This window comes from uncultured Ramlibacter sp. (genome assembly GCF_936925435.1).
Classification (GTDB): Bacteria; Pseudomonadota; Gammaproteobacteria; order Burkholderiales; family Burkholderiaceae_C; genus Ramlibacter.
Window position 1 is genome coordinate 32,991 of the sequence record NZ_CAKZHQ010000051.1, and the last position, 18,519, is coordinate 51,509.

19 protein-coding genes and 1 pseudogene are annotated in these 18,519 nt (G+C 67.3%); 14 read left to right on the forward strand and 6 right to left on the reverse strand.

All coding sequences use genetic code 11. The features are described from left to right. Positions 1–2: 2 nt before the first annotated feature. From Q0632_RS21090 to garD, 4 genes and pseudogenes are all read left to right on the forward strand, one after another. Positions 3–98, forward strand: a pseudogene (locus Q0632_RS21090) (LysR family transcriptional regulator); the annotation flags it as partial. Between the two features lie 362 nt (positions 99–460). Further along, on the forward strand, positions 461–1,159 hold the full coding sequence (locus tag Q0632_RS21095; RefSeq protein ID WP_298933930.1) for a glutathione S-transferase family protein: 699 nt from the start codon (positions 461–463) through the stop codon (positions 1,157–1,159). Then, entirely contained in the window at positions 1,137–1,286 is a 150-nt protein-coding gene (locus Q0632_RS21100; RefSeq protein ID WP_298933932.1) for a hypothetical protein, read from the forward strand. The genes Q0632_RS21095 and Q0632_RS21100 overlap by 23 nt, the downstream gene beginning before the upstream one ends. A gap of 20 nt (positions 1,287–1,306) precedes the next feature. Beyond that, positions 1,307–2,875 carry a galactarate dehydratase gene (gene garD / locus Q0632_RS21105; protein ID WP_298933934.1) on the forward strand — a complete coding sequence of 523 codons (1,569 nt, stop codon included), beginning with the start codon at positions 1,307–1,309 and terminating at the stop codon, positions 2,873–2,875. 398 nt (positions 2,876–3,273) lie between these two features. On the opposite strand, the gene Q0632_RS21110 is transcribed toward garD, so the two are convergent. After that, positions 3,274–4,173 carry a LysR substrate-binding domain-containing protein gene (locus Q0632_RS21110; RefSeq protein ID WP_298933937.1) on the reverse strand — a complete coding sequence of 300 codons (900 nt, stop codon included), beginning with the start codon at positions 4,171–4,173 and terminating at the stop codon, positions 3,274–3,276. 110 nt (positions 4,174–4,283) lie between these two features. On the opposite strand from Q0632_RS21110, the gene Q0632_RS21115 reads away from it, so the two are divergent. The 8 genes from Q0632_RS21115 (at position 4,284) to Q0632_RS21150 (ending at position 12,825) form a co-directional block, all read left to right on the forward strand. Further along, complete coding sequence (locus Q0632_RS21115; protein ID WP_298933939.1) at positions 4,284–5,177, forward strand: intradiol ring-cleavage dioxygenase; 894 nt, start codon at positions 4,284–4,286, stop codon at positions 5,175–5,177. After that, positions 5,174–6,010: a citryl-CoA lyase gene (locus tag Q0632_RS21120; protein WP_298933941.1), complete on the forward strand. Its 837-nt coding sequence runs from the start codon at positions 5,174–5,176 to the stop codon at positions 6,008–6,010. Before Q0632_RS21115 ends, Q0632_RS21120 begins: the two co-directional genes overlap by 4 nt. Further along, entirely contained in the window at positions 6,007–7,152 is a 1,146-nt protein-coding gene (locus tag Q0632_RS21125) for a CaiB/BaiF CoA-transferase family protein (RefSeq protein WP_298933942.1), read from the forward strand. The genes Q0632_RS21120 and Q0632_RS21125 overlap by 4 nt, the downstream gene beginning before the upstream one ends. A gap of 57 nt (positions 7,153–7,209) precedes the next feature. Then, a complete protein-coding gene (locus tag Q0632_RS21130; RefSeq protein WP_298933944.1) occupies positions 7,210–8,424 on the forward strand; it encodes an amino acid ABC transporter substrate-binding protein in 1,215 nt (404 codons plus the stop codon). Between the two features lie 12 nt (positions 8,425–8,436). Continuing rightward, positions 8,437–9,297 carry a branched-chain amino acid ABC transporter permease gene (locus tag Q0632_RS21135; RefSeq protein WP_298933946.1) on the forward strand — a complete coding sequence of 287 codons (861 nt, stop codon included), beginning with the start codon at positions 8,437–8,439 and terminating at the stop codon, positions 9,295–9,297. Continuing rightward, positions 9,294–11,045, forward strand: coding sequence for a branched-chain amino acid ABC transporter ATP-binding protein/permease (locus Q0632_RS21140; RefSeq protein ID WP_298933948.1), 1,752 nt, complete (start codon positions 9,294–9,296; stop codon positions 11,043–11,045). Before Q0632_RS21135 ends, Q0632_RS21140 begins: the two co-directional genes overlap by 4 nt. After that, the gene (locus Q0632_RS21145; protein WP_298933950.1) at positions 11,038–11,742 is read left to right on the forward strand and encodes an ABC transporter ATP-binding protein; all 705 of its coding nucleotides are present in this window, start codon (positions 11,038–11,040) and stop codon (positions 11,740–11,742) included. The genes Q0632_RS21140 and Q0632_RS21145 overlap by 8 nt, the downstream gene beginning before the upstream one ends. Before the next feature lie 108 nt (positions 11,743–11,850). Beyond that, positions 11,851–12,825, forward strand: a complete 975-nt coding sequence (locus Q0632_RS21150; protein ID WP_298933952.1) for a tripartite tricarboxylate transporter substrate binding protein — start codon at positions 11,851–11,853, stop codon at positions 12,823–12,825. Positions 12,826–12,829: 4 nt separating this feature from the next. Here Q0632_RS21150 and Q0632_RS21155 read toward each other — a convergent pair whose 3' ends face one another. Then, positions 12,830–13,837 (reverse strand): TRAP transporter substrate-binding protein, encoded by a 1,008-nt coding sequence (locus Q0632_RS21155; protein WP_298933954.1) that lies wholly within the window; start codon positions 13,835–13,837, stop codon positions 12,830–12,832. A 137-nt stretch (positions 13,838–13,974) separates the two neighbouring features. On the opposite strand from Q0632_RS21155, the gene Q0632_RS21160 reads away from it, so the two are divergent. After that, the gene (locus tag Q0632_RS21160; protein WP_298933956.1) at positions 13,975–14,868 is read left to right on the forward strand and encodes an SMP-30/gluconolactonase/LRE family protein; all 894 of its coding nucleotides are present in this window, start codon (positions 13,975–13,977) and stop codon (positions 14,866–14,868) included. A 69-nt stretch (positions 14,869–14,937) separates the two neighbouring features. Here the strand turns inward: Q0632_RS21160 and Q0632_RS21165 are convergent, their stop codons facing one another. Continuing rightward, positions 14,938–15,378, reverse strand: coding sequence for a type II 3-dehydroquinate dehydratase (locus tag Q0632_RS21165; RefSeq protein ID WP_298933958.1), 441 nt, complete (start codon positions 15,376–15,378; stop codon positions 14,938–14,940). 17 nt (positions 15,379–15,395) lie between these two features. Further along, positions 15,396–16,406, reverse strand: coding sequence for a TRAP transporter substrate-binding protein (locus tag Q0632_RS21170; protein WP_298933960.1), 1,011 nt, complete (start codon positions 16,404–16,406; stop codon positions 15,396–15,398). 86 nt (positions 16,407–16,492) lie between these two features. Here Q0632_RS21170 and Q0632_RS21175 point away from each other — a divergent pair, with 86 nt between their 5' ends. Continuing rightward, positions 16,493–17,305: an IclR family transcriptional regulator gene (locus Q0632_RS21175; RefSeq protein ID WP_298933962.1), complete on the forward strand. Its 813-nt coding sequence runs from the start codon at positions 16,493–16,495 to the stop codon at positions 17,303–17,305. Positions 17,306–17,330: 25 nt separating this feature from the next. Here Q0632_RS21175 and Q0632_RS21180 read toward each other — a convergent pair whose 3' ends face one another. After that, on the reverse strand, positions 17,331–18,008 hold the full coding sequence (locus tag Q0632_RS21180; RefSeq protein ID WP_298933964.1) for an aquaporin: 678 nt from the start codon (positions 18,006–18,008) through the stop codon (positions 17,331–17,333). Beyond that, on the reverse strand, positions 18,008–18,508 hold the full coding sequence (locus tag Q0632_RS21185) for an arsenate reductase ArsC (protein WP_298933966.1): 501 nt from the start codon (positions 18,506–18,508) through the stop codon (positions 18,008–18,010). Before Q0632_RS21185 ends, Q0632_RS21180 begins: the two co-directional genes overlap by 1 nt. Between the last annotated feature and the right edge of the window lie 11 nt (positions 18,509–18,519).

The following is an 18,519-nucleotide window of genomic DNA, read 5'->3' on the forward strand; positions in this document are numbered from 1 at the left end:
GCCTGGTCACGCCGCTCAACTTCCGGCACCTCTATGACTTCTGGGTGGTCGCCAAGGACGGCGGCACCTCCCGCGCCGCGGAGCGGCGGGGCATGGCGGCCTGATCAAAGGCCTCCGACAGCCCCTTTGCCTGGCTGCGCCGCGCCTGCAGCAGCTGCCAGACATTGACCGGCACCAGCACAAGATGCAAGGCCAGAGCTGGGCCTGCAGGGCATAGGCGATGAAGGCTGCATTGGCAGCCAGAGCCGCGTAGCGCAGGCGGAGCATGTTGTTGCATGAGAAGGCCAGCAGCGTGAGCGCCGCGGCCGCCCATCCCAGAACCTCATGCAGATGGAGCGCAAGGTCTGCTGCGCCTGCTGCACCATTCGACACCGCCGTCGCGGCGAGAGGCGGATTGCGCAGCTTGAGGGAGGTGGTGGGACGCGGATAATGGAACGCCTGCAAGCAGCTGGAGCGTCCCATGCCCGCCACCATCACCGCCTTTGCACGCTCGCCCGATCGCGGCAGGGGCCTGGCCCGTGACATGCGCGTGCGCTGGGCGCTGGAAGAAGTGGGCCAGCCCTACGAGGTCCGCCTGGTGTCGTTCAGTGAGATGAAGGAGCCCGCGCACCGCGCCCTCCATCCTTTCGGGCAGATCCCCACCTATGAGGAAGGCGATCTCGCCCTGTTCGAGTCCGGGGCCATCGTCTTGCACATCGCGCAGCGCCATGCCGGCTTGCTGCCCGACGATGCGAACGCAAGGGCCCGCGCGGTGGCGTGGATGTTTGCTGCCCTCAATACCGTGGAGCCGCCCATCCTGGAGAACCGGTTTGCCTGGATGCTCGAGCGCGACCAGCCCTGGTACGCGCAACGCCAGCAGGTTCTGGACGACCGCGTGCGTGTGCGGCTGGCTGAGCTCTCCGGCCGGCTCGGCGATGCGCAATGGCTGGACGGTGCGTTCAGCGCGGGCGACCTGTTGATGGTGACGGTGCTGCGCCGCCTGGGCGCATGGCCTGTGCTGGATGAATATCCGAATCTTTGCGCCTATGTCGCCCGCGCCGAAGAGCGCCCAGCGTACAAGCGCGCTTTCGACGACCAGCTGGCGGTCTTCACCACCAGCGCACCCGATACACTGACCGGCAAAGGACTTGAAAAAAATGGGGACTCAAGCGACGTTTGACCAGGGGCTGTTCGCCGGCCGGCAGGTCACCGGCTACGAAGATGTCTTCACCAAGATCGAGATGTGCCGCAAGCACTACACCGAGTGCGGACTGGGCGCGGCCTTCGTGGACCAGTACATCCGTTAAAGCGTTTTTTGATTGATTCCATGCAAGCTGCCATCGCATCCCCCCTGTACATCACCATGCACGCCAGCGACAACGTCGCCATCGTCGCCAACGATGGCGGCCTGCCCGCGGGAACGGTGTTCCCTTGCGGCCTGACGCTGCGCGACCACGTTCCCCAGGGCCACAAGGTGGCGTTGCAAGACCTGGCCCAGGGCAGCGCGGTGCGCCGTTACAACGTGCCCATCGGCTACGCGCTGAAAGACATCCCGGCCGGCAGCTGGGTTCATGAGCGCCTGCTGCAGATGCCCGACGCCCTGGGCCTGGACAAGCTGCCGATTGCCACCGTCAAGCCCGAACCCATGGCGCCGCTGGAGGGCTACACATTCGAGGGCTACCGCAACGCCGACGGCTCGGTCGGCACCCGCAACATCCTGGCCATCACCCAGACCGTGCAATGCGTGGCCGGGGTCACGGAATTCGCCGTGCAGCGGATCAAGGACGAACTGCTGCCGCGCTACCCCAATGTGGACGACGTCGTCGCACTTGAACACGGCTACGGCTGCGGCGTGGCCATCGACGCGCCCGATGCCGTCGTGCCCATCCGCACGCTGCGCAACATCAGCCTGAACCCCAATTTCGGCGGCGAGGTGATGCTGGTCAGCCTGGGCTGCGAGAAGCTGCAACCCGAAAGGCTGATGCCGCCGGGAACGATTGCCGTCATCGACGAGCGCCAGACCCAGGATGCGGCGCTGGACGTGGTCTGCCTGCAGGACGAGGCCCATGTGGGCTTCATGTCCATGGTCGAGTCCATCCTGCGCCAGGCCGAAGTGCATCTGAAGCGATTGAATGCGCGCCGGCGCGAGACCGTGCCGGCCAGCGAGCTGGTGGTGGGCGTGCAATGCGGCGGCAGCGATGCCTTTTCCGGCGTCACCGCCAATCCGGCCGTGGGCTTTTGCACCGACCTGTTGGTGCGCGCCGGCGCCAGCGTCATGTTCTCCGAGACGACCGAGGTGCGCGACGGCATCGACCAGCTCACTTCGCGCGCCACCACGCCCCAGGTGGCCGAGGCGATGATCCGCGAGATGGCCTGGTACGACGCCTACCTGCAGCGCGGCAGCGTCGACCGGAGCGCCAACACCTCGCCGGGCAACAAGAAGGGTGGCCTGTCCAACATCGTGGAAAAGGCCATGGGCTCCATCGTCAAGTCGGGCACGTCGCCGATCTCGGGCGTGCTGGCGCCGGGCGAAAAGCTCAGGCAACGCGGCCTGACCTACGCCGCCACACCGGCCAGCGACTTCATCTGCGGCACGCTGCAGCTGGCGGCCGGCATGAACATGCACGTGTTCACCACCGGTCGCGGCACGCCTTATGGCCTGGCGCAGGTGCCGGTCATCAAGGTGGCCACGCGCAGTGATCTGGCGCGCCGCTGGCACGACCTGATGGACGTGAACGCCGGCACCATCGCCGACGGCACACACAGCATCGAGCAGGTGGGCTGGGAGCTGTTCCAGCTGATGCTCGATGTCGCCAGCGGCCGCAAGAAGACCTGGGCCGAGCACTGGAAGCTGCACAACGCCCTCGTGCTTTTCAATCCGGCGCCGATCACTTGAGGTGATGCTGGCCCGTCACCAGGCTTTGTGCCCGCGTGACAGGCCCGCGCTTACGCGGGCTCGCGCTAGACCACTTTGGGTCGTTGACTGCCGTCGCTCCTGCGCGACGGATCGAAGTATTTTTGCACCGCGTTGATCAGCTGCCTAAGCAATAGGCAATGGCTGCAGAGCGAGCGTCGGCGCGGCTGCCGCAAGGGCTCCACAAGCTTGTCCACAGCCTTCTCCACGCCTGAGGTGGACAGCAGGCGAGGCAGGTGTGCTAGGCATGTCCCGCAGGTCCGCCCCGGCCAGACACGGCCATGCAAGGCGAGCGGATCGCCACCCATTTGCTTCCAATTCCATAGCAAGTCACGCCCATTTCCCGGGAGCTACAGGCCGATTTCCCTCTAAAAAAGGCGTCAGGCCGCCGCCCGCAAACTGCGCCCCAGCGCCAGCTTGCGGATGCAGGAGGCGAATGAGCGCACAGAAGACGTCTGCCTGGCGTCGCGCTTCCACAGCATGCCCGGCGTGCGCACGGGGCTGGGGCTTTCCAGCGGGATGACGCGAACATCGTCGCGCGGCTGCACGGCGTGGCTGGAGACGATGGCGGCCAGCTGGGTGCGGGCCACCAGGCCGACGATGGGGGCGATGGTGTTCATCTCGGCGGCGATCACCGGCTCGGCGCCGCAGGCGCGAAAACACTCGTCCAGCATGACGCGCGTGGCAAAGGCGCGCGGTAGCAGGGCCAGGCTTTGCCGGTGCAGCTCCACCATGCGCACCCGCTTGCGCTGGGCCAGCGGGTGGCTGGGCGCCACCACCAGCACCATCTCTTCGGTGTAGAGCGGCTCGAACCACAGGTGGGTGGGGTCGGCCGGCTGGTAGGCGATGCCCACGTCCAGGGTCTCGTCGATCAGCCGCTGCGCGATCGCATCGGCCGCCAGCTCGTCCACCGTCACCTTCACCGTGGGATGGCGCTTGAGGAACATGGCCAGTGCCTCGGGCACGAAACCCAGGTTGAAGGTGCCGGTGGCGCCGATGCGCACCTCGCCCGACAACGCGTCGCCGGCGCGTTTGAGCTGCGACAGGCCGTGGTCCACCTCCTGCAGCGCCTTGGCGGCATGGCCCAGAAAGGTCTCGCCTGCCTCGGTCAGCAGCACCCGCTTGCCGATGCGGTCGAACAGCGGGTGGCCCAGCTCGTCTTCCATCTGGCGGATCTGGTGCGAGAGCGTGGACTGGCTGACATGCGCGCGCTCGGCGGCGCGGGTGAAAGACAGGCACTCCGCCAGTGCGACGAAGTAGCGCAGATGGCGCAGTTCCATAGGGTTTACCAAGGTGAATGATCGACGGCATCGATCCGGATCATCGAAATTCTTCACTTCTTCTGCGTCCTGTCAATCGATACAGTCCCGCCCCATTGACGGAGATTTGCATGGCCCAACTGGAATACGACACGGAAAGCATCACCGACGCGGTCATCGCCCGCATGACCGACTGCAAGGACCCGCGCTTCAAGCAAGTGATGGGTTCCCTGGTGCGCCACCTGCACGCCTTTGCCCGCGAGATCGACCTCAAGGGCGACGAGTGGTTCAAGGCCATCGAGTTCCTCACCGCCTGCGGCAAGGCCTGCGACGCCAAGCGGCAGGAGTTCATCCTGCTGTCCGACACGCTGGGCCTGTCCATGCAGGTGGTGGCGCTGGAACATGCGCGCGCCCTCAAGGGCCGCAGCGGCGCCACGCCGCCCACCGATGCCACCGTCCAAGGTCCCTTCTTCTGGGAGGGCGCGCCCGAGCTGCCGCTGGGTGCCGACATCGCGCAGGGCGTGTCGGGCGAGCCGGCCCTGTACAGCGGCCGCGTCACCGACCTGGAAGGCCAGCCCCTGCAAGGCGCGCTGCTGGACATCTGGTCGGGCGACGGCGACGGCGTCTACGACATGCAGATCGAGGACGGCGGCATGCGCGCCCGCGCCCGCATCCGCACCGATGCCCAGGGCCGCTACTGGTTCTGGTCGATCCGCCCCACCTACTACCCGGTGCCCGACGACGGCCCGGTGGGCGCCATGCTGCGCAAGATGGGCCGCCATCCCAACCGTCCGGGCCACATCCACATGATGGTGTCGGCGCCTGGCCACAAGAAGCTGACCACCCATTTGTTCGTCAAGGGCAGCCCCTACCTGGACTCGGACGCCGTCTTCGGTGTGCGCGACAGCCTGATCGTGGAGTTTGAACAGCACGAGCCCGGCACCGCCATGGACGGCCGCAAGATGGCCAAGCCCTACCACGTGGCGCATTACGACTTCCGCCTGATTCCGCAGGAGACGGCATGAGCGCTGGCGCCCCCACTGCATCGATCAACAAGATCGGCAAGTCCACGGTGCCCCGCACCGCCATCTGCACCTCGGACGAGCACAGCATCACGGTGCGCGGCGAGGACCTGTGCCGCGACCTGATCGGCCAGATCAGTTTCACCGACTACTTCAGCCTGCTGGTCACCGGCGAGCGCCCCACCCGCGCCGATGCGGCCGTGCTCGACGCCACCCTGGTGGCTATCGCCGAACATGGCCTGGTGCCCAGCGTGCAGGCCAGCCGCATGACCTATGCCGCGGCGCCCGATGCGCTTCAGGGTGCGGTGGCGGCCGGCATCCTGGGCTGCGGCAGCGTCATCCTGGGCGCCTCCGAGACGGCGGGCCGTTTGTTCACGGAGGTGGATGAGGAGGCCAAGGCCGGCGCTGACCTGGAAGCCGCCGCCCGCACGGTGGTGGCGCGCTGGCGCGCTGCCGGCAAGCCCATCCCCGGCTACGGCCATCCACTGCACAAGGACAGGGACCCGCGCGTGGCGCGCCTGTTCGCGGTGGCGCTGGAAGCCGGCACCAGCCTGCGCTTTGTCGAGATCGCCGAGATGGTCGAGCAGGTCATTCCCGAGATCGTCGGCAAGGAGCTGCGGCTGAACGTCTCGGCCGCCATCCCGGCCGTTCTGCTGGGCACCAGCTTTCCGCTGCGTGGCCTGCGCGGCGTGCCCATCCTGGCGCGCACCGCCGGCCTGATCGCCCACCTGTGCGAAGAGGCAGTCACACCCAGCGGCTTTGCACTGTCCTACCAGGCCACACGCGAAGTCATTTACGAAGGCAAGCCGGCCGCCGCCAAAGAGGGCGCCGCATGATCGGAGTGCTCAAGGGCGTGCGGGTGCTGGAGCAGGGCACCTTCATCACCGGCCCGGCCTGCGGCATGCTGCTGGGCGACCTGGGTGCCGATGTCATCAAGGTGGAGCAGCCCGGCACGGGCGACCCCTTCCGCGCCTTCAAGGGCGGCCTGTACAGCCCGCACTTCCAGACCTACAACCGCAACAAGCGCAGCATCACGGTGGACACCAAGTCCGCCGCCGAGCGTGCGCGCTTCTACGAGCTGGTCAAGACGGCCGACGTCTACATCCAGAACTTCCGGCCCGGCGTGGCCGAGCAGCTGGGCGTGGGCGAGGCGCAGCTGCGCGCGCTCAACCCACGGCTGATCTATTGCTCGATCAGCGGCTTCGGTGCCACCGGCCCCTCGGCGGGCCGCCCCAGCTACGACACGGTGGCCCAGGCCGCCAGTGGCTACCTCAAGCTGCTGGTCAACCCGGCCAATCCACGCGTGGTGGGCCCGGCCATCGCCGATGCGGTGACGGGCTTTTACGCGGCCTATGGCGTGCTGGGCGCGCTGTACGAGCGCGAGCGCAGCGGCGTGGGCCGCAAGGTCGAGGTCTCGATGCTCGAGGCCATGAGCCACTGGAACCTGGACGCCTTCACCCACTACTACTCGGCCGGCGAGGTGATGGGCCCGTTCAGCCGGCCGCGCGTCTCGCAGTCCTATGTGCTGGAGTGCCAGGACGGCAAGTGGCTGGCGCTGCACATGTCCTCGCCGGAAAAGTTCTGGCAGGGCCTGGCCCAGGCCATCGAACGGCCCGAGATCTTCCAGGACCCGCGCTTTGCCACGCGCGAGGCCCGCATCGACCACCAGGATGCCATGATCGGTGTGCTGTCCCAGCGCTTCCTCACCCGCACGCGGGTCGACTGGTGCAACCGCCTGCTGGCGCAGGACGTGCCGCACGCCCCCATGTACGACACCAACGAGGCGCTGGAAGACCCACAGGCCCAGCACCTGCAGCTGCTGGTGTCGGCACAGCACCCCACCATGGGCGAGTTCCGCACCGTGCGGCCGCCCGTGTCCTTCGACGGCCAGCGTTCGCTGTCGGTGCTGCCGCCGCCCACATTGGGCGAGCACAACGCCGAGATCGAACGCATGCTCGCGACCCCGAGCGCGGCCTGACAGCCGCGACCGCCGGACCCTGAGACCGACAGAGCGATTCACAACGAGGAGACAAGCATGACGCAACCGACTTTCCATCGCCGTACCGTCCTGGCCGCGGCCGCCGGATCCGCAGTCACGGCCGCCGCATTGCCGCTGGCGGCCTGGGCCCAGGGCGGGCCGATCAGGATCGGCAGCACCCTGGCCCTGACCGGCCCGCTGTCTGCCACCGCCCAGGTACACAAGCTGGTGGGCGAGATCTATGTGGAGGATCTGAACAGCCGCGGCGGCCTGCTGGGCCGCAAGCTGGAGTGGGTGCTCAAGGACGACCAGTCCAAGGCCGACCTGGCCCGCACGCTGTACGAGCAGTTGCTCACCTCCGACAAGGTCGACCTGCTGATGGGCCCCTACGCCACCGGCGCCATCCTGTCGGCCGTGGGCGTGGCCCAGCGCTACAACAAGGTGCTGGTGCACCACACGCTGGGCGTGCCTTCGCTGGTCAAGTACGACATGCAGTTCCCGGCCTGGTCGCTGGGATCGGACCCTGGCGTGACGGTCAACAACACCTTGTTCGAGGCGCTGGCCAATGGCCCGAAGCCGCCCAAGACGGTGGCGGTGGTCACCAGCAAGTTCCCCTCCATCCACTTCATGTCCATGGGCGCGCGCGAGACCATCAAGAAAAAGGGACTGACCGAAGTGCTGTTCCTCGAGTGGGAATTCGGCAACCGCGACTTCGGGCCCATCGCCAGCCGGGTCAAGGATGCCAAGCCCGACTTTGTCTACGTGGGCGCCATCGGCCTGGACGGCAACCTGCTGCTCGACGCGATGAAGAAGATCGACTATGTGCCGCCGCAGCACTTCTACATGTATCCGGCGCCGGGGCCGCTGGTGGCCTCGCCGGAAGGCAAGAACGCGCTGTCGGTGACCATCTTCGAGGACCAGCCGCCCTTCAACACCCGGCCGAACGCGGAAAAATTCATCACCACCTACCGCGCCCGCGCCGCCAAGGCGAATTTCCCCGATACCTCGGTCGAAGTACAGGCCGCGGCCTCCTATACGGCGTGGCAGATCCTGGAGGCGGGCGTCACCGCCACCAAGAGCCTGGACGATAAGAAGATCGCCGATTATCTGAAGAAGAACAAGGTCAACACCATCCAGGGGGCGCTGCGTTTTGACGGCCCCTCGAACTACGGCGACGACCTGATGCGCATCAAGCAGATCCAGAACGGCAAGTGGGTCGTGGTGTGGCCGCGCGAAATGGTGACGCCTGGTTTCCGCATGGCGACGAACTAAGGCAGCAGCGCGATGAGTTTTCCGAGCTGGACGCTGCTCGGCCAATCGGTGTTGTCCGGCGTATTCGCCGGCGCGCTGTACGGCCTGCTGGGGCTTGGGCTGGGCCTGAGCTGGGGCCTGCTGCGCACCATCAACCTGGCCCACTTTGCCTTTGCCTTCCTGTCTGCCTACATCTGCTGGCAGTTGTCGGTGGTGGCCAAGTGGGACCCCTTGCTCACCCTGGTCTGCGTCGTGCCTCTGATGTTCGCGCTAGGCGCCGGCCTGCACTGGCTGACCGAGCGCTTCCGTCTCACGCCCTTCAGCTCGCTGCTGCTGACCTTCGGTTGCATGGGCATTGTGGAATCCGTGATGCAGACCATCTGGACGGCCGACCCGCGCAAGCTGGAGTCGCACTACGCCGAGCTGAAGTTCCGCCTGGGCCCGCTGTACCTGCCGGTGCCGGAAGTCCTGACCCTGGTGCTGGCCATCGCGATCTCCTTCGCTGTGTGGGTCGTGCTGCGTTTCACCGACCTGGGCAAGGCCTTGCGCGCCAGCGCTGAAGACGCGCCTGTGGCGGCGGCCTTCGGCATCGACCAGCGACGCAACGGTTTCTTGCTGGCCGGCACCTGCGCGGCCATCGCCGGTGTGGCCGGCGTGTGCATCGCCCTGTCCAGCAGCATCAGCCCCTCGCAGATGTACACCTGGGTGGGCGTGGTCTTCGCCGCCGTGATGCTCGGCGGGCTGGGCAGCGCGCTCGGTCCCCTGGTGGCGGGCATCATCATCGGCGTCAGCGAGGCCGTCACCATGGCGGTGACCTCGCCCTCGTGGGCGCCGCTGGTGTCGTTCGCATTGCTGATCGCCATCTTGCTGCTGCGGCCGGGGCGGGTGCGATGAAGCTGCAACGCGCTCCCGCCGGCATCCTGGCCGCCGGCTTGCTGCTGGCCGCGCTGCCCTTTCTCAAGTTGCCGGCCTTCTACGAATCCTTCCTCTACCTGGCGCTGTTCTGGATGGTGCTGGCCACCTCCTGGAACATCCTGTCGGGCTACGCGGGCTATTTCTCCTTCGGCCACGGCGCTTTCTTTGGCGCGGGCGTCTACACCTCGGCCACACTGGCAGGCAAGTTCAACTGGCCCTTCCTGTGGACCCTGCCGGTGGCGGCGCTGGTGGCGGCGCTGATCGGCGTGGGCGTGGGCGCCGTGGTGTTCCGCGTGCGCGGCATCCGCGGCGAGGTCTTTGCCCTGCTGTCGATGGCTGTGACCTTCGTGGTCGCCACCATCATCGGCAACACGCCCATCGACGGCGGCCCGGGCGTCTACCTCAACGCCGTGGCCGTGCCCAAGCTGGGCCCCACGCCCACCTCCAGCCTCTACCTGATGATGCTGGTGGCGGCGGTGGTGACCCTGCTCGTGTCCTGGGCCATCCGCCATTCGCGCTTCGGCGCGGCCCTGTTCGCCATCCACGACGACGAGGACGCGGCCGAGGTGCTGGGCGTGCCCACCTACCGCTGGAAGCTGCTGGCGCTGGCGATTTCCTGCGCGCTGGCGGGCTGGGCCGGCGGCATCCACGCGCTGTTCGTCTCCTACGTCACCACGGCCGAGACCTTCAACCTCACCGTGCCGCTGACGGTGGTGCTCATGAGCATCCTGGGAGGTACGCGCCACTGGGCCGGCCCGGCCATCGGCGCGGTGGCCATCACCTGCCTGTTGTTCTCCTTCACCGGCGGCGAGTACGCAGTGATGGGCAAGGGCGTGATCGGCCTGATCCTGGTGGTGGGTGTGCTCTTCATGCCGGAAGGTGTGATGGGAAAACTGCGACGCAAGCAGATTCGTCATCCCCGCGCAGGCGGGGATCCAGTGCTTTCCACTGAGCCGAAGGCGGGCGCCCTGGATTCCCGCCGCCGCGGGAATGACGGAGGTGTTCTGCTCGACGTCCACGACCTGTCCAAATCCTTCCGCGGCCTCAAGGCGCTGAACAAGGTCTCGCTGCAGGTGCGCGAGGGCGAGATCCTGGGCTTGCTGGGGCCCAACGGCTCGGGCAAGTCGACCTTCATCAACGTGGTCAGCGGGCACTTTCTGCCCAGTGGAGGCCAGGTCAAACTGGCTGGCCGCGATATCGCCGGCCTGCCGGCCCATGCGATCGCCCAGGCCGGCATCGCCCGCACCTACCAGATCCCCCGGCCCTTCGCCCAGATGAGCGTGCTGGACAACGTGGCCGTCGCCGCCATGTACGCCGGCCAGGGCCTGGGCAGCATGGAGGCGGGCCGTCGCGAGGCCATGCGCTGGCTGGATTTCACCCACCTGGAGGGCAAGGCGCACAGCCTGCCGGGCGAACTGAACCTGCACCAGCGCAAGTTCCTGGAGCTGGCGCGGGCGCTGGCCGGCCGGCCGCGCCTGGTGCTGCTGGACGAGGTGCTGTGCGGTCTGACGCCCGCCGAGATCCAGTCGGCCGTGGCCCAGATCCGCCGCATCCGCGACCAGGGCACGACCATCGTCTTCGTCGAGCACGTGATGGACGCCGTGATGGCGCTGACGGACCGCATCGTGGTCTTCGACCAGGGCGCCATGCTGGCCGAGGGCGCGCCGCGCGAGGTGATGCAAAGCCCGGCCGTGATGAGCGCTTACCTGGGAATTCAGCATGCTTGAACTGCACCAACTGACCGTGGCCTACGGCCAGGCGCGCGCCATCTGGGATGTGTCGCTGCGCGTCGCCCAGGGCGAGCTGCTGTGCATCGTCGGCCCCAACGGCGCGGGCAAGACCACCCTGGTCAACACCATCGCCGGCGTGCTCCAGCCCATGGCCGGCCGCATCTCGATGGAAGGCCAGGACATCACGCGGCTGGCGCCGCACCGCTTCTGCGCCGCCGGCATCGCCCTGGTGCCCGAGGGCCGGCGCCTGTTCACCGGCCTGACCGTCGCCGAGAACCTGGACGTGGGCAGCTTCCTGCCGGCGGCCAAGGCGCGCCGCGGCCAGTCGCTCGATGAGGTGCTGGCCCTGTTCCCGGCCCTCAAAGCCAAGCTGGCTGCGCCGGCCGGTGAGCTCTCCGGCGGCCAGCAGCAGATGGTGGCCATAGCCCGGGCGCTGATGGCGCGGCCGCGCCTGCTGCTGCTGGACGAGCCCTCGCTGGGCCTGTCGCCGCTGGTCGTGGGTGACATGTTCGAGGCCATCCGCAAGGTCAGCGCCGCCGGCATCACCATCGTGCTGGTCGAGCAGAACGTTTCGATGGCGATGAAAGTGGCGCACCGCGCCTGCGTGCTGGAATTGGGCCGCGTTGTGGCCGAGGGCTTGCCGCAGGAATTGATGGAGCGACCCGAGATTCGCAAAGCCTACCTTGGCGTCTGAATGTGACCCCACGCTCGCCCACGGCGTGTGGCTCGCTGCCCCCGAGGGCGCGTGGTTTGCCTAGGGGCGGCCCGTCGGCAAAACAATACCAAACGAAGGAGACAAAGCATGCTGTCGCCCACCACCATCTCCCGCCGCATCCTCATTGCCGCCGGTCTGGCCGCTGCCGCGCCCGCGCTGCTGGCGCAAGCCAGCGATGGCACGCTGCGCCTGGTCGTGCCCTTTGGCGCGGGCACCACGACCGATATCGTCAGCCGCGTGCTCGGCGATGGCCTGGGCAAGGCCTTGCAGCAGACTGTGGTGGTGGACAACCGGGCCGGCGCGGGCGGCTCCACCGGCTCGGACCAGGTGGCCAAGGCCGCGCCCGACGGCCGCACCATCGTCATGGGCACGGTGGGCACGCATGCGATCAACGCCTCGCTGTTCAAGAAGCTGCCCTACGACCCGCTGCGCGACTTCGCGCCCCTGGCCCTGGTGGGCTTCACGCCCACCCTGCTGGTGGTTGGCGCCGACTCACTGGCCAAGACACTCAACGATCTCAAGGCCATGGCGGCCCGGCCCGAGGGCGTGAGCTTTGCCTCCGCCGGCAACGGCACCTCCGGCCACCTGGCCGGCGAGATGCTGGCCCAGCGCCTGGGCGTGAAGATGACGCATGTGCCCTACAAGGAGGGCGCGATGGCCATGACGGCCGTGATGGGCCGCCAGGTCGACCTGATGTTCTACCACCCGGCGGCCGTCATGCCCCAGGTCAAGGCCGGCAAGCTGCGCGCCCTGGGCGCCAGCAGCGCGCAACGCAGCGCCGCCGCGCCCGAGGTGGCCACACTGATGGAGCAGGGCCTGGCCGACTTCGACCTGGTCGCCTGGTTCATGCTCTACGCGCCCGCCGCCACACCGCCGGCCACGCTGGCGAAGCTGCGCGCCGCCGCAGCCAGCGTGCTGGCCTCAAGCGAAGTGGCGGGCAAGCTGCGCGAGCAGGGCGTCGAGCAGCGCGCCTTGAAGGCCGAGGAGCTGGCCGGCTTCAACAAGGCGGAGATGGACAAGTGGGCCGTTCTCGTCAAGCGCTCCGGCGCGCAGGTGGACTGATTCTTCAGCGCACCGTCGCGCGCACCTTGTCCAGTTCGGCCCGGTACAGCTTCACCGCGGCCGGGTCGTAGGTCGCGGCAAACTTCTCGGCCACCGGCGCGGTCAGTTCGCGCATGCGGGCCAGCGTCGCGGGCGACACGTCATTGATCTGCATCTTGCTTTCCAGCTCCTTGCGCGCTGCGACGGCCGACTCGCGGCTCAGGCGGCGCTGGTAGGCGCCAGCTTCCACCGCGGCGTCCTGCAGGATCTTCTGCTCGGTGGCGCTCAGGCGGTCCCACAGCTTCTTGCTGATGAGAACCGGGCTGGCCGTGTACACGTGGTTGGTCACGCTCAGGTACTTCTGCACTTCGTAGAACTTGCTGTTCGCGATGATCGCGAAGGGGTTCTCCTGCGCGTCCATCGCCTTGGACTCGAGAGCGCCGTAGAGCTCGGGAAAGGCCATCGGCACCGGGTTCGCGCCCAGAGCAGCGAAGCTCTCCACAAACATGGGGTTGGGGATCACACGCAGCTTCAGGCCCTTGAGGTCTTCCACGGTCTGGATCGGCCGGCGGCTGTTGGTGAACTGGCGAAAGCCCGCCTCCCAGAAGCCCAGCCCCACCAGGCTCCTCTCCGGCAGCCGCTGCAGCAGCGACTTGCCGAACGGTCCTTGCACCAGCGCATCCACCTGCTCGCCACTGGTGAACGAGAAGGGGATGTCCAGCAGCGTGAACTCCTTGACGGCACCGCCCGTGACGGTGGCCGACAACACGACCATGTCCTGCGCGCCACCTTGCACGGCGCTGAACTGCTGCTGCTCGCCGCCCAAGCTGCTGGTGTGAAACTCCTGCACTTTGAGCTTGCCACCGCTGCGGGCGCCGACGATCTCCGCGAATTTCTGCACGCCCAGCGACAGGTGGTGGCCCAGTGGATTGACGTGGCCGAAGCGGATCACGCGGTCCTGGATGTCCTGGGCGGATGCGGCGGCACAGGCGGCTGCGAGCACCGCGAGGGTGGCGAGTTTGCGGAAGGTCAAGGCTGTCTCCTGGATGTTCTTTTGCGCCATGCGACTGCCCGGCGCTGGGGGCATTCTAGACAGCAAAACCCGGCTTCGCTGTCGCTGGAACGGGCCCGTTTGGTGGCACAGTGGAACCCTTTTCGAGGAGCTCAGTGATGGTGATGTCCGAAGGCGTGCGCTGCGTGGTGCCGGGGAGCGATGTGCTGGGCGAAACGCCCTTGTGGTGCGAGCAGACGCAGTCCCTGCTGTGGCTGGACATCGAGCAGGCACGGCTGCAGCGCTTCCACCCCGCCAGCGGACGCCACGACGTCTTCCAGTTCGACGAGCGCTACGTCGGATCGCTGGCATTGCTGCGTCGCCCGGGCCGGGTGCTGCTGGGCCTGGACCTGGCGCTGGTCAGCTTCGACCTGGGCACGGGCCAGCGCGAACTGGTCTGCCAGGTGGAGCCCGACGGTGGCGCCGACAACCGCCTGAACGACGGCCGCTGCGACAGCCGTGGGCGCTTCTGGGTCGGCACCATGGACAACCAGCTGCACCGGGGCAACGGCGGCGTCTACCGCGTGGACCCGGACGGCAGCGCGCACCGCCAGTTCGGTGACGTCATCGTCGCCAACACGATCGCGATGTCGCCGGGCGAGGACACGCTGTACTTCTCGGACACGCGACGCTACACGACCTGGCGCTTCGGCCTGGACATGGAAGCGGGCAAGCTGGGTGAACGCCAGGTGTTCGTCGATCACACGGCCGTGCGCGACCGGCCCGATGGCGCCTGCGTGGACGCCCAGGGCTATGTGTGGAACGCGATCTTTGCGGGCAAGCGGGTCGTGCGCTACGCGCCCGATGGCCGCATCGACCGCGTCATCGCGCTGCCCGTGAGCAATCCCACCTGCGTGTGCTTCGGTGGTCCGGACCTGCGCACCCTGTACATCACCACGGCGCGGCGCTTTCTCACGCGCCAGCAGCTGCGCGACGAGCCCTGGTCAGGGTCGCTGCTGGCCATTGACGTGGACGTTCAAGGTCTGCCAGAGCGGCGCTTCGGCCGCGACTAGCACGAAGAGGCGAGCGCTCTTCGTGCCAGCGCGCTGACGCAGCCGCGATCAGCGGCTGCTTGTGGCCGCTCAATGCGCCTGTTGCGCCAGGGCGGCCAGGGCCCGCAGTCCCATGAGATAGGACAGGGGCCCCAGGCCCTGGATGGTGGCCTTGACGGCCGGCGAGATGATCGAGTGCGCACGCCAGCTCTCGCGCGCGGCGATGTTGGACATGTGCACTTCGATCACCGGGAACGGCATGGCCTTGATGGCGTCGTGCAAGGGCACGCCGTGCTGTGTCAGGCCCGCCGGGTTGACCAGGGCGCCCTGCGCGTCGTCGATGTGGCGGTGCAGGAAGTCGATCAGCGCGCCCTCGTGGTTCGACTGGATCGTCTCGAGCTGCACGCCGAGCTCGCCAGCCAGCGTGGCGAGCTGAGCGTCGATCTGCGCCAGGGTGGTATGGCCGTAAATGTGCGGCTCGCGGCGCCCGAACAGGTTCAGGTTCGGGCCGTGCAGGACAAGAATTTTCACGGAGTCGTCGATTCGCTTCAGAACTTGGACACGCGTTCCAGTTCGGACTTGAAGAGGGTCACGATGGCCGGGTCATAAGCCGCCGAGAACTTGTCGTACACCGGACGAACCGCGACGCGCATCTTGGCCAGTTCAGCGGGCGGGAGGTCGTTGTAGACCATGCCTTTTGCGGTCAGCTCGCCCAGCGCCTTGCTGGAAACTTCGCGGCTGACGGTGCGCTGCCAGTTCTGGGCTTCAATGGCGGAGTCGGCCAGGATCTTCTGTTCAGTCGCCGACAGGCGGTCCCAGAAGCGCTTGCTGATCTGGACCGGATTGGTCGCGTAAACGTGGTTGGTGCCGCTGACGTACTTCTGGACCTCATAGAACTTGCTCGACGCAATGACCGCGAACGGGTTCTCCTGGCCGTCCACAGCCTTGCTCTCGAGAGCGCCGTACAGCTCGGCGAACGCCATGGGCAGCGGATTCGCGTTGAAGGTCTTGAATGTTTCCAGGAACACCGGATTGGGGATCACTCGCAGCTTCAGACCTTCGAGGTCGGAGCCTTTCATGATCGGGCGCTTGCTGTTGGTCACATTGCGAAAGCCCAGGTCGAAGAAACCCAGAACGATCACGCCCTTTTCGGGCAGCTTCGCGGCCAGGGCCTTGCCCAGGGGGCCGTCGACCATCGCATCGGCCTGCTTGGCATTGGCGAACAGGAACGGGAAGTCCAGCAGACCGAACTCCTTGGCGATCCCGTTCAAGGACGTGGTGGACGCGACCAACATTTCCTGCACGCCGCCCTGCAGCGCCGATTGCTGCTGCAGCTCGTTGCCCAGCTGCGACGCGGCGAACTCCTGCACCTTGATCTTGCCGCCGCTCTTGGCAGCAACGATCTCGGCGAACTTCTGCACGCCCAGGCTGGTCGGGTGACCGGCGTTGTTCAGGTGGCCGAACTTGATGGTGCGTTCTTGGATGTCCTGTGCGCTGACACCGGTAACGGCGGCGAGCAAGGCAATGGCGGTCAGGCCGCGGCGGGTAATGAATCTCATGCGTGTCTCCTTTTGGTGTCGATGCGAAAGTGGGGCATGATAGGCACGAAGCAAGAACCCCGTTCCAAGTCGGAATTCAATATCACATGACGAACTCGGCGGTCATTCCTTCCGGCACTGTCGAGCGCACCCTGCGCATCGTGGAGACCTTGGCCTCGCAGCCTGAGGGTCTGCCTCTGGCGTCACTGGCCGATGAACTCAACCTGCCCCGTAGCGCGTGCCATCGACTGCTGGCAGACCTGGTGCGCTGCGGCTATGTGCGTCAGCTGCGTGAGATGGGCGACTACACCCTCACCATGCGCCTGCCGGCGCTCGGCCTGAGCTTTCTGGGTGCGGCGGGCATTGTGGATATCGCGCAACCCATCATTGACCGCCTCGCGGAAGTGTCCGGTGAACTGGTGCGCCTGGCGCTGGTGGACGGCGACCGCCTGACCTTCGTCGCGAAAGCGCAGGGCGCGCGCACCGGCCTGCGCTACGACCCCGATATGGGCATCGAGGTGCGCCTGTCCTGCAGCGCCGGTGGCCATGCGTGGCTGATGATGCTGGACGAGGAGCGTGCAACGGAAATCGTGGCCCGCCAGGGCTTTGGCTCGCCGCGAGAGTACGGGCCCAACGCGCCCACCACATTCAAGTCGCTGATGAAGGTGCTGGGGGAAGACCGACAGCGCGGCTTCAGCCTCATGGCGGAGATGTACGCGCCGGGGATGAGCGCCATGGCCGCGCCGGTGCTCAGGCGCGGCGGCGCCGCGGCCGCCGTCATCACCATCGCGGGACCGCTCCAGCGCCTGACAGCCGCGCGCATGCAGGAACTGGGCAAACCGCTCGTGCAAGCCGCCGAGGAGCTCGCAATGGCGGCTGCCAGCTCTCCACTGCTTCGCCGCCCCGCGCACTCCGCCTGAACCACAAGAAGAACATCGGTGTGGCTCAAGTGCGCGGCGCTTCGCTGGCAGACAGCGCGCTGGCCAGCACGCTTCCTGCCCATCCGCCGGCCAACTGCGCCAGCACGAACGCCGGCGCATCGGTCGGGGCGACCCCTGCGAACGTGTCACTGAGCATGCGTCCCGCCACCGCCGCAGGATTGGCAAACGAGGTGCTCGCCGTGAACCAGTACGCCGCGCCGATGTAGCAGGCGACAAGCGCAGCGGCCTTGCCCTGCGGCGCTTTCAAGACCACGAAGACCAGGCCCGCCGTGGCGACGGCCTCGGCGGCCCACTGGCCCCAGCCTGCGCGCAGCCGGGTGCTGGCCTGGAGGATGGGCAGATCGAACATGAGGTGTGCCAGCCAGGCGCCGGCCACTGCACCGGCCAGCTGCGCGGCCACGAAGAGCAGCACTGCATCGCGTCGCCCGCCCTGGCCGAACTGGCCCTTGCTGGCGAGCACCAGTGTGACCACGGGGTTGAAGTGCGCGCCGCTGACCGGGCCCAGGGTTTCAATCAACACGAACAGGGCGAACACCGTGGCCAGCGTGTTGGCCAGCAGCGCGACGGCCATGTTGCCGCCCGCCAGGCGCTCGGCCATGATGCCCGAGCCGATGACAGCGCACAGCAGCATGGCAGTGCCGGCAAACTCCGCCGCAGCGGCCCGACGCAGTTGCGGCGCCATCAGCTGCGGGCCAGGTCGCGGGCGGTCTGCTGCAGCAACAACTTGTCCACGCGGTCCGCCGGAAGATTCACCAGCAGTTCCAACCGCCTGCGGATCGCATGCAGGGTCTGGCGGAAGGCTTCCAGGCGTTGTTCCTCGCTGCCTTGCGCCTCCGATGGGTCGGCATAGCCCCAGTGTGCCGTGGCGGGATGGCCGGGCCAGAAAGGGCAGGCCTCGCCTGCGGCGTTGTCGCAGACGGTGATCACCAGGTCCATGCGCGGTGCGTCCGGCTGGGCGAACTCATCCCAGCTTTTGCTGCGCAAGTCCTGCGTGGGGATGCCAGCCTTCTCCAGCACCTGCAGCGCCATCGGATTGGGTCTCTGATTCTCCCTGGGGCTGCTGCCGGCCGAATAGGCCTGGAAGCGGCCCCGCCCGAGCGCGTTCAGGGCGGCCTCGGCCAGGATGCTGCGGGCCGAGTTGTGCGTGCACAGGAACAGCACGTTGATGGCTTTGTCGCTCACAGGACCTCCAG

What these genes read in the sequence shown, in the direction of transcription:
- Q0632_RS21110 (WP_298933937.1), bottom strand. Translation starts at nt 4,173, where the DNA reads ATGGAACTGCGCCATCTGCGCTACTTCGTCGCACTGGCGGAGTGCCTG.
- Q0632_RS21135 (WP_298933946.1), top strand. Translation starts at nt 8,437, where the DNA reads ATGAGTTTTCCGAGCTGGACGCTGCTCGGCCAATCGGTGTTGTCCGGC.
- Q0632_RS21175 (WP_298933962.1), top strand. Translation starts at nt 16,493, where the DNA reads ATGACGAACTCGGCGGTCATTCCTTCCGGCACTGTCGAGCGCACCCTG.
- Q0632_RS21100 (WP_298933932.1), top strand. Translation starts at nt 1,137, where the DNA reads ATGGGGACTCAAGCGACGTTTGACCAGGGGCTGTTCGCCGGCCGGCAG.
- Q0632_RS21120 (WP_298933941.1), top strand. Translation starts at nt 5,174, where the DNA reads ATGAGCGCTGGCGCCCCCACTGCATCGATCAACAAGATCGGCAAGTCC.
- Q0632_RS21170 (WP_298933960.1), bottom strand. Translation starts at nt 16,406, where the DNA reads ATGAGATTCATTACCCGCCGCGGCCTGACCGCCATTGCCTTGCTCGCC.
- Q0632_RS21095 (WP_298933930.1), top strand. Translation starts at nt 461, where the DNA reads ATGCCCGCCACCATCACCGCCTTTGCACGCTCGCCCGATCGCGGCAGG.
- garD (WP_298933934.1), top strand. Translation starts at nt 1,307, where the DNA reads ATGCAAGCTGCCATCGCATCCCCCCTGTACATCACCATGCACGCCAGC.
- Q0632_RS21125 (WP_298933942.1), top strand. Translation starts at nt 6,007, where the DNA reads ATGATCGGAGTGCTCAAGGGCGTGCGGGTGCTGGAGCAGGGCACCTTC.
- Q0632_RS21150 (WP_298933952.1), top strand. Translation starts at nt 11,851, where the DNA reads ATGCTGTCGCCCACCACCATCTCCCGCCGCATCCTCATTGCCGCCGGT.
- Q0632_RS21130 (WP_298933944.1), top strand. Translation starts at nt 7,210, where the DNA reads ATGACGCAACCGACTTTCCATCGCCGTACCGTCCTGGCCGCGGCCGCC.
- Q0632_RS21160 (WP_298933956.1), top strand. Translation starts at nt 13,975, where the DNA reads ATGGTGATGTCCGAAGGCGTGCGCTGCGTGGTGCCGGGGAGCGATGTG.
- Q0632_RS21145 (WP_298933950.1), top strand. Translation starts at nt 11,038, where the DNA reads ATGCTTGAACTGCACCAACTGACCGTGGCCTACGGCCAGGCGCGCGCC.
- Q0632_RS21180 (WP_298933964.1), bottom strand. Translation starts at nt 18,008, where the DNA reads ATGGCGCCGCAACTGCGTCGGGCCGCTGCGGCGGAGTTTGCCGGCACT.
- Q0632_RS21140 (WP_298933948.1), top strand. Translation starts at nt 9,294, where the DNA reads ATGAAGCTGCAACGCGCTCCCGCCGGCATCCTGGCCGCCGGCTTGCTG.
- Q0632_RS21115 (WP_298933939.1), top strand. Translation starts at nt 4,284, where the DNA reads ATGGCCCAACTGGAATACGACACGGAAAGCATCACCGACGCGGTCATC.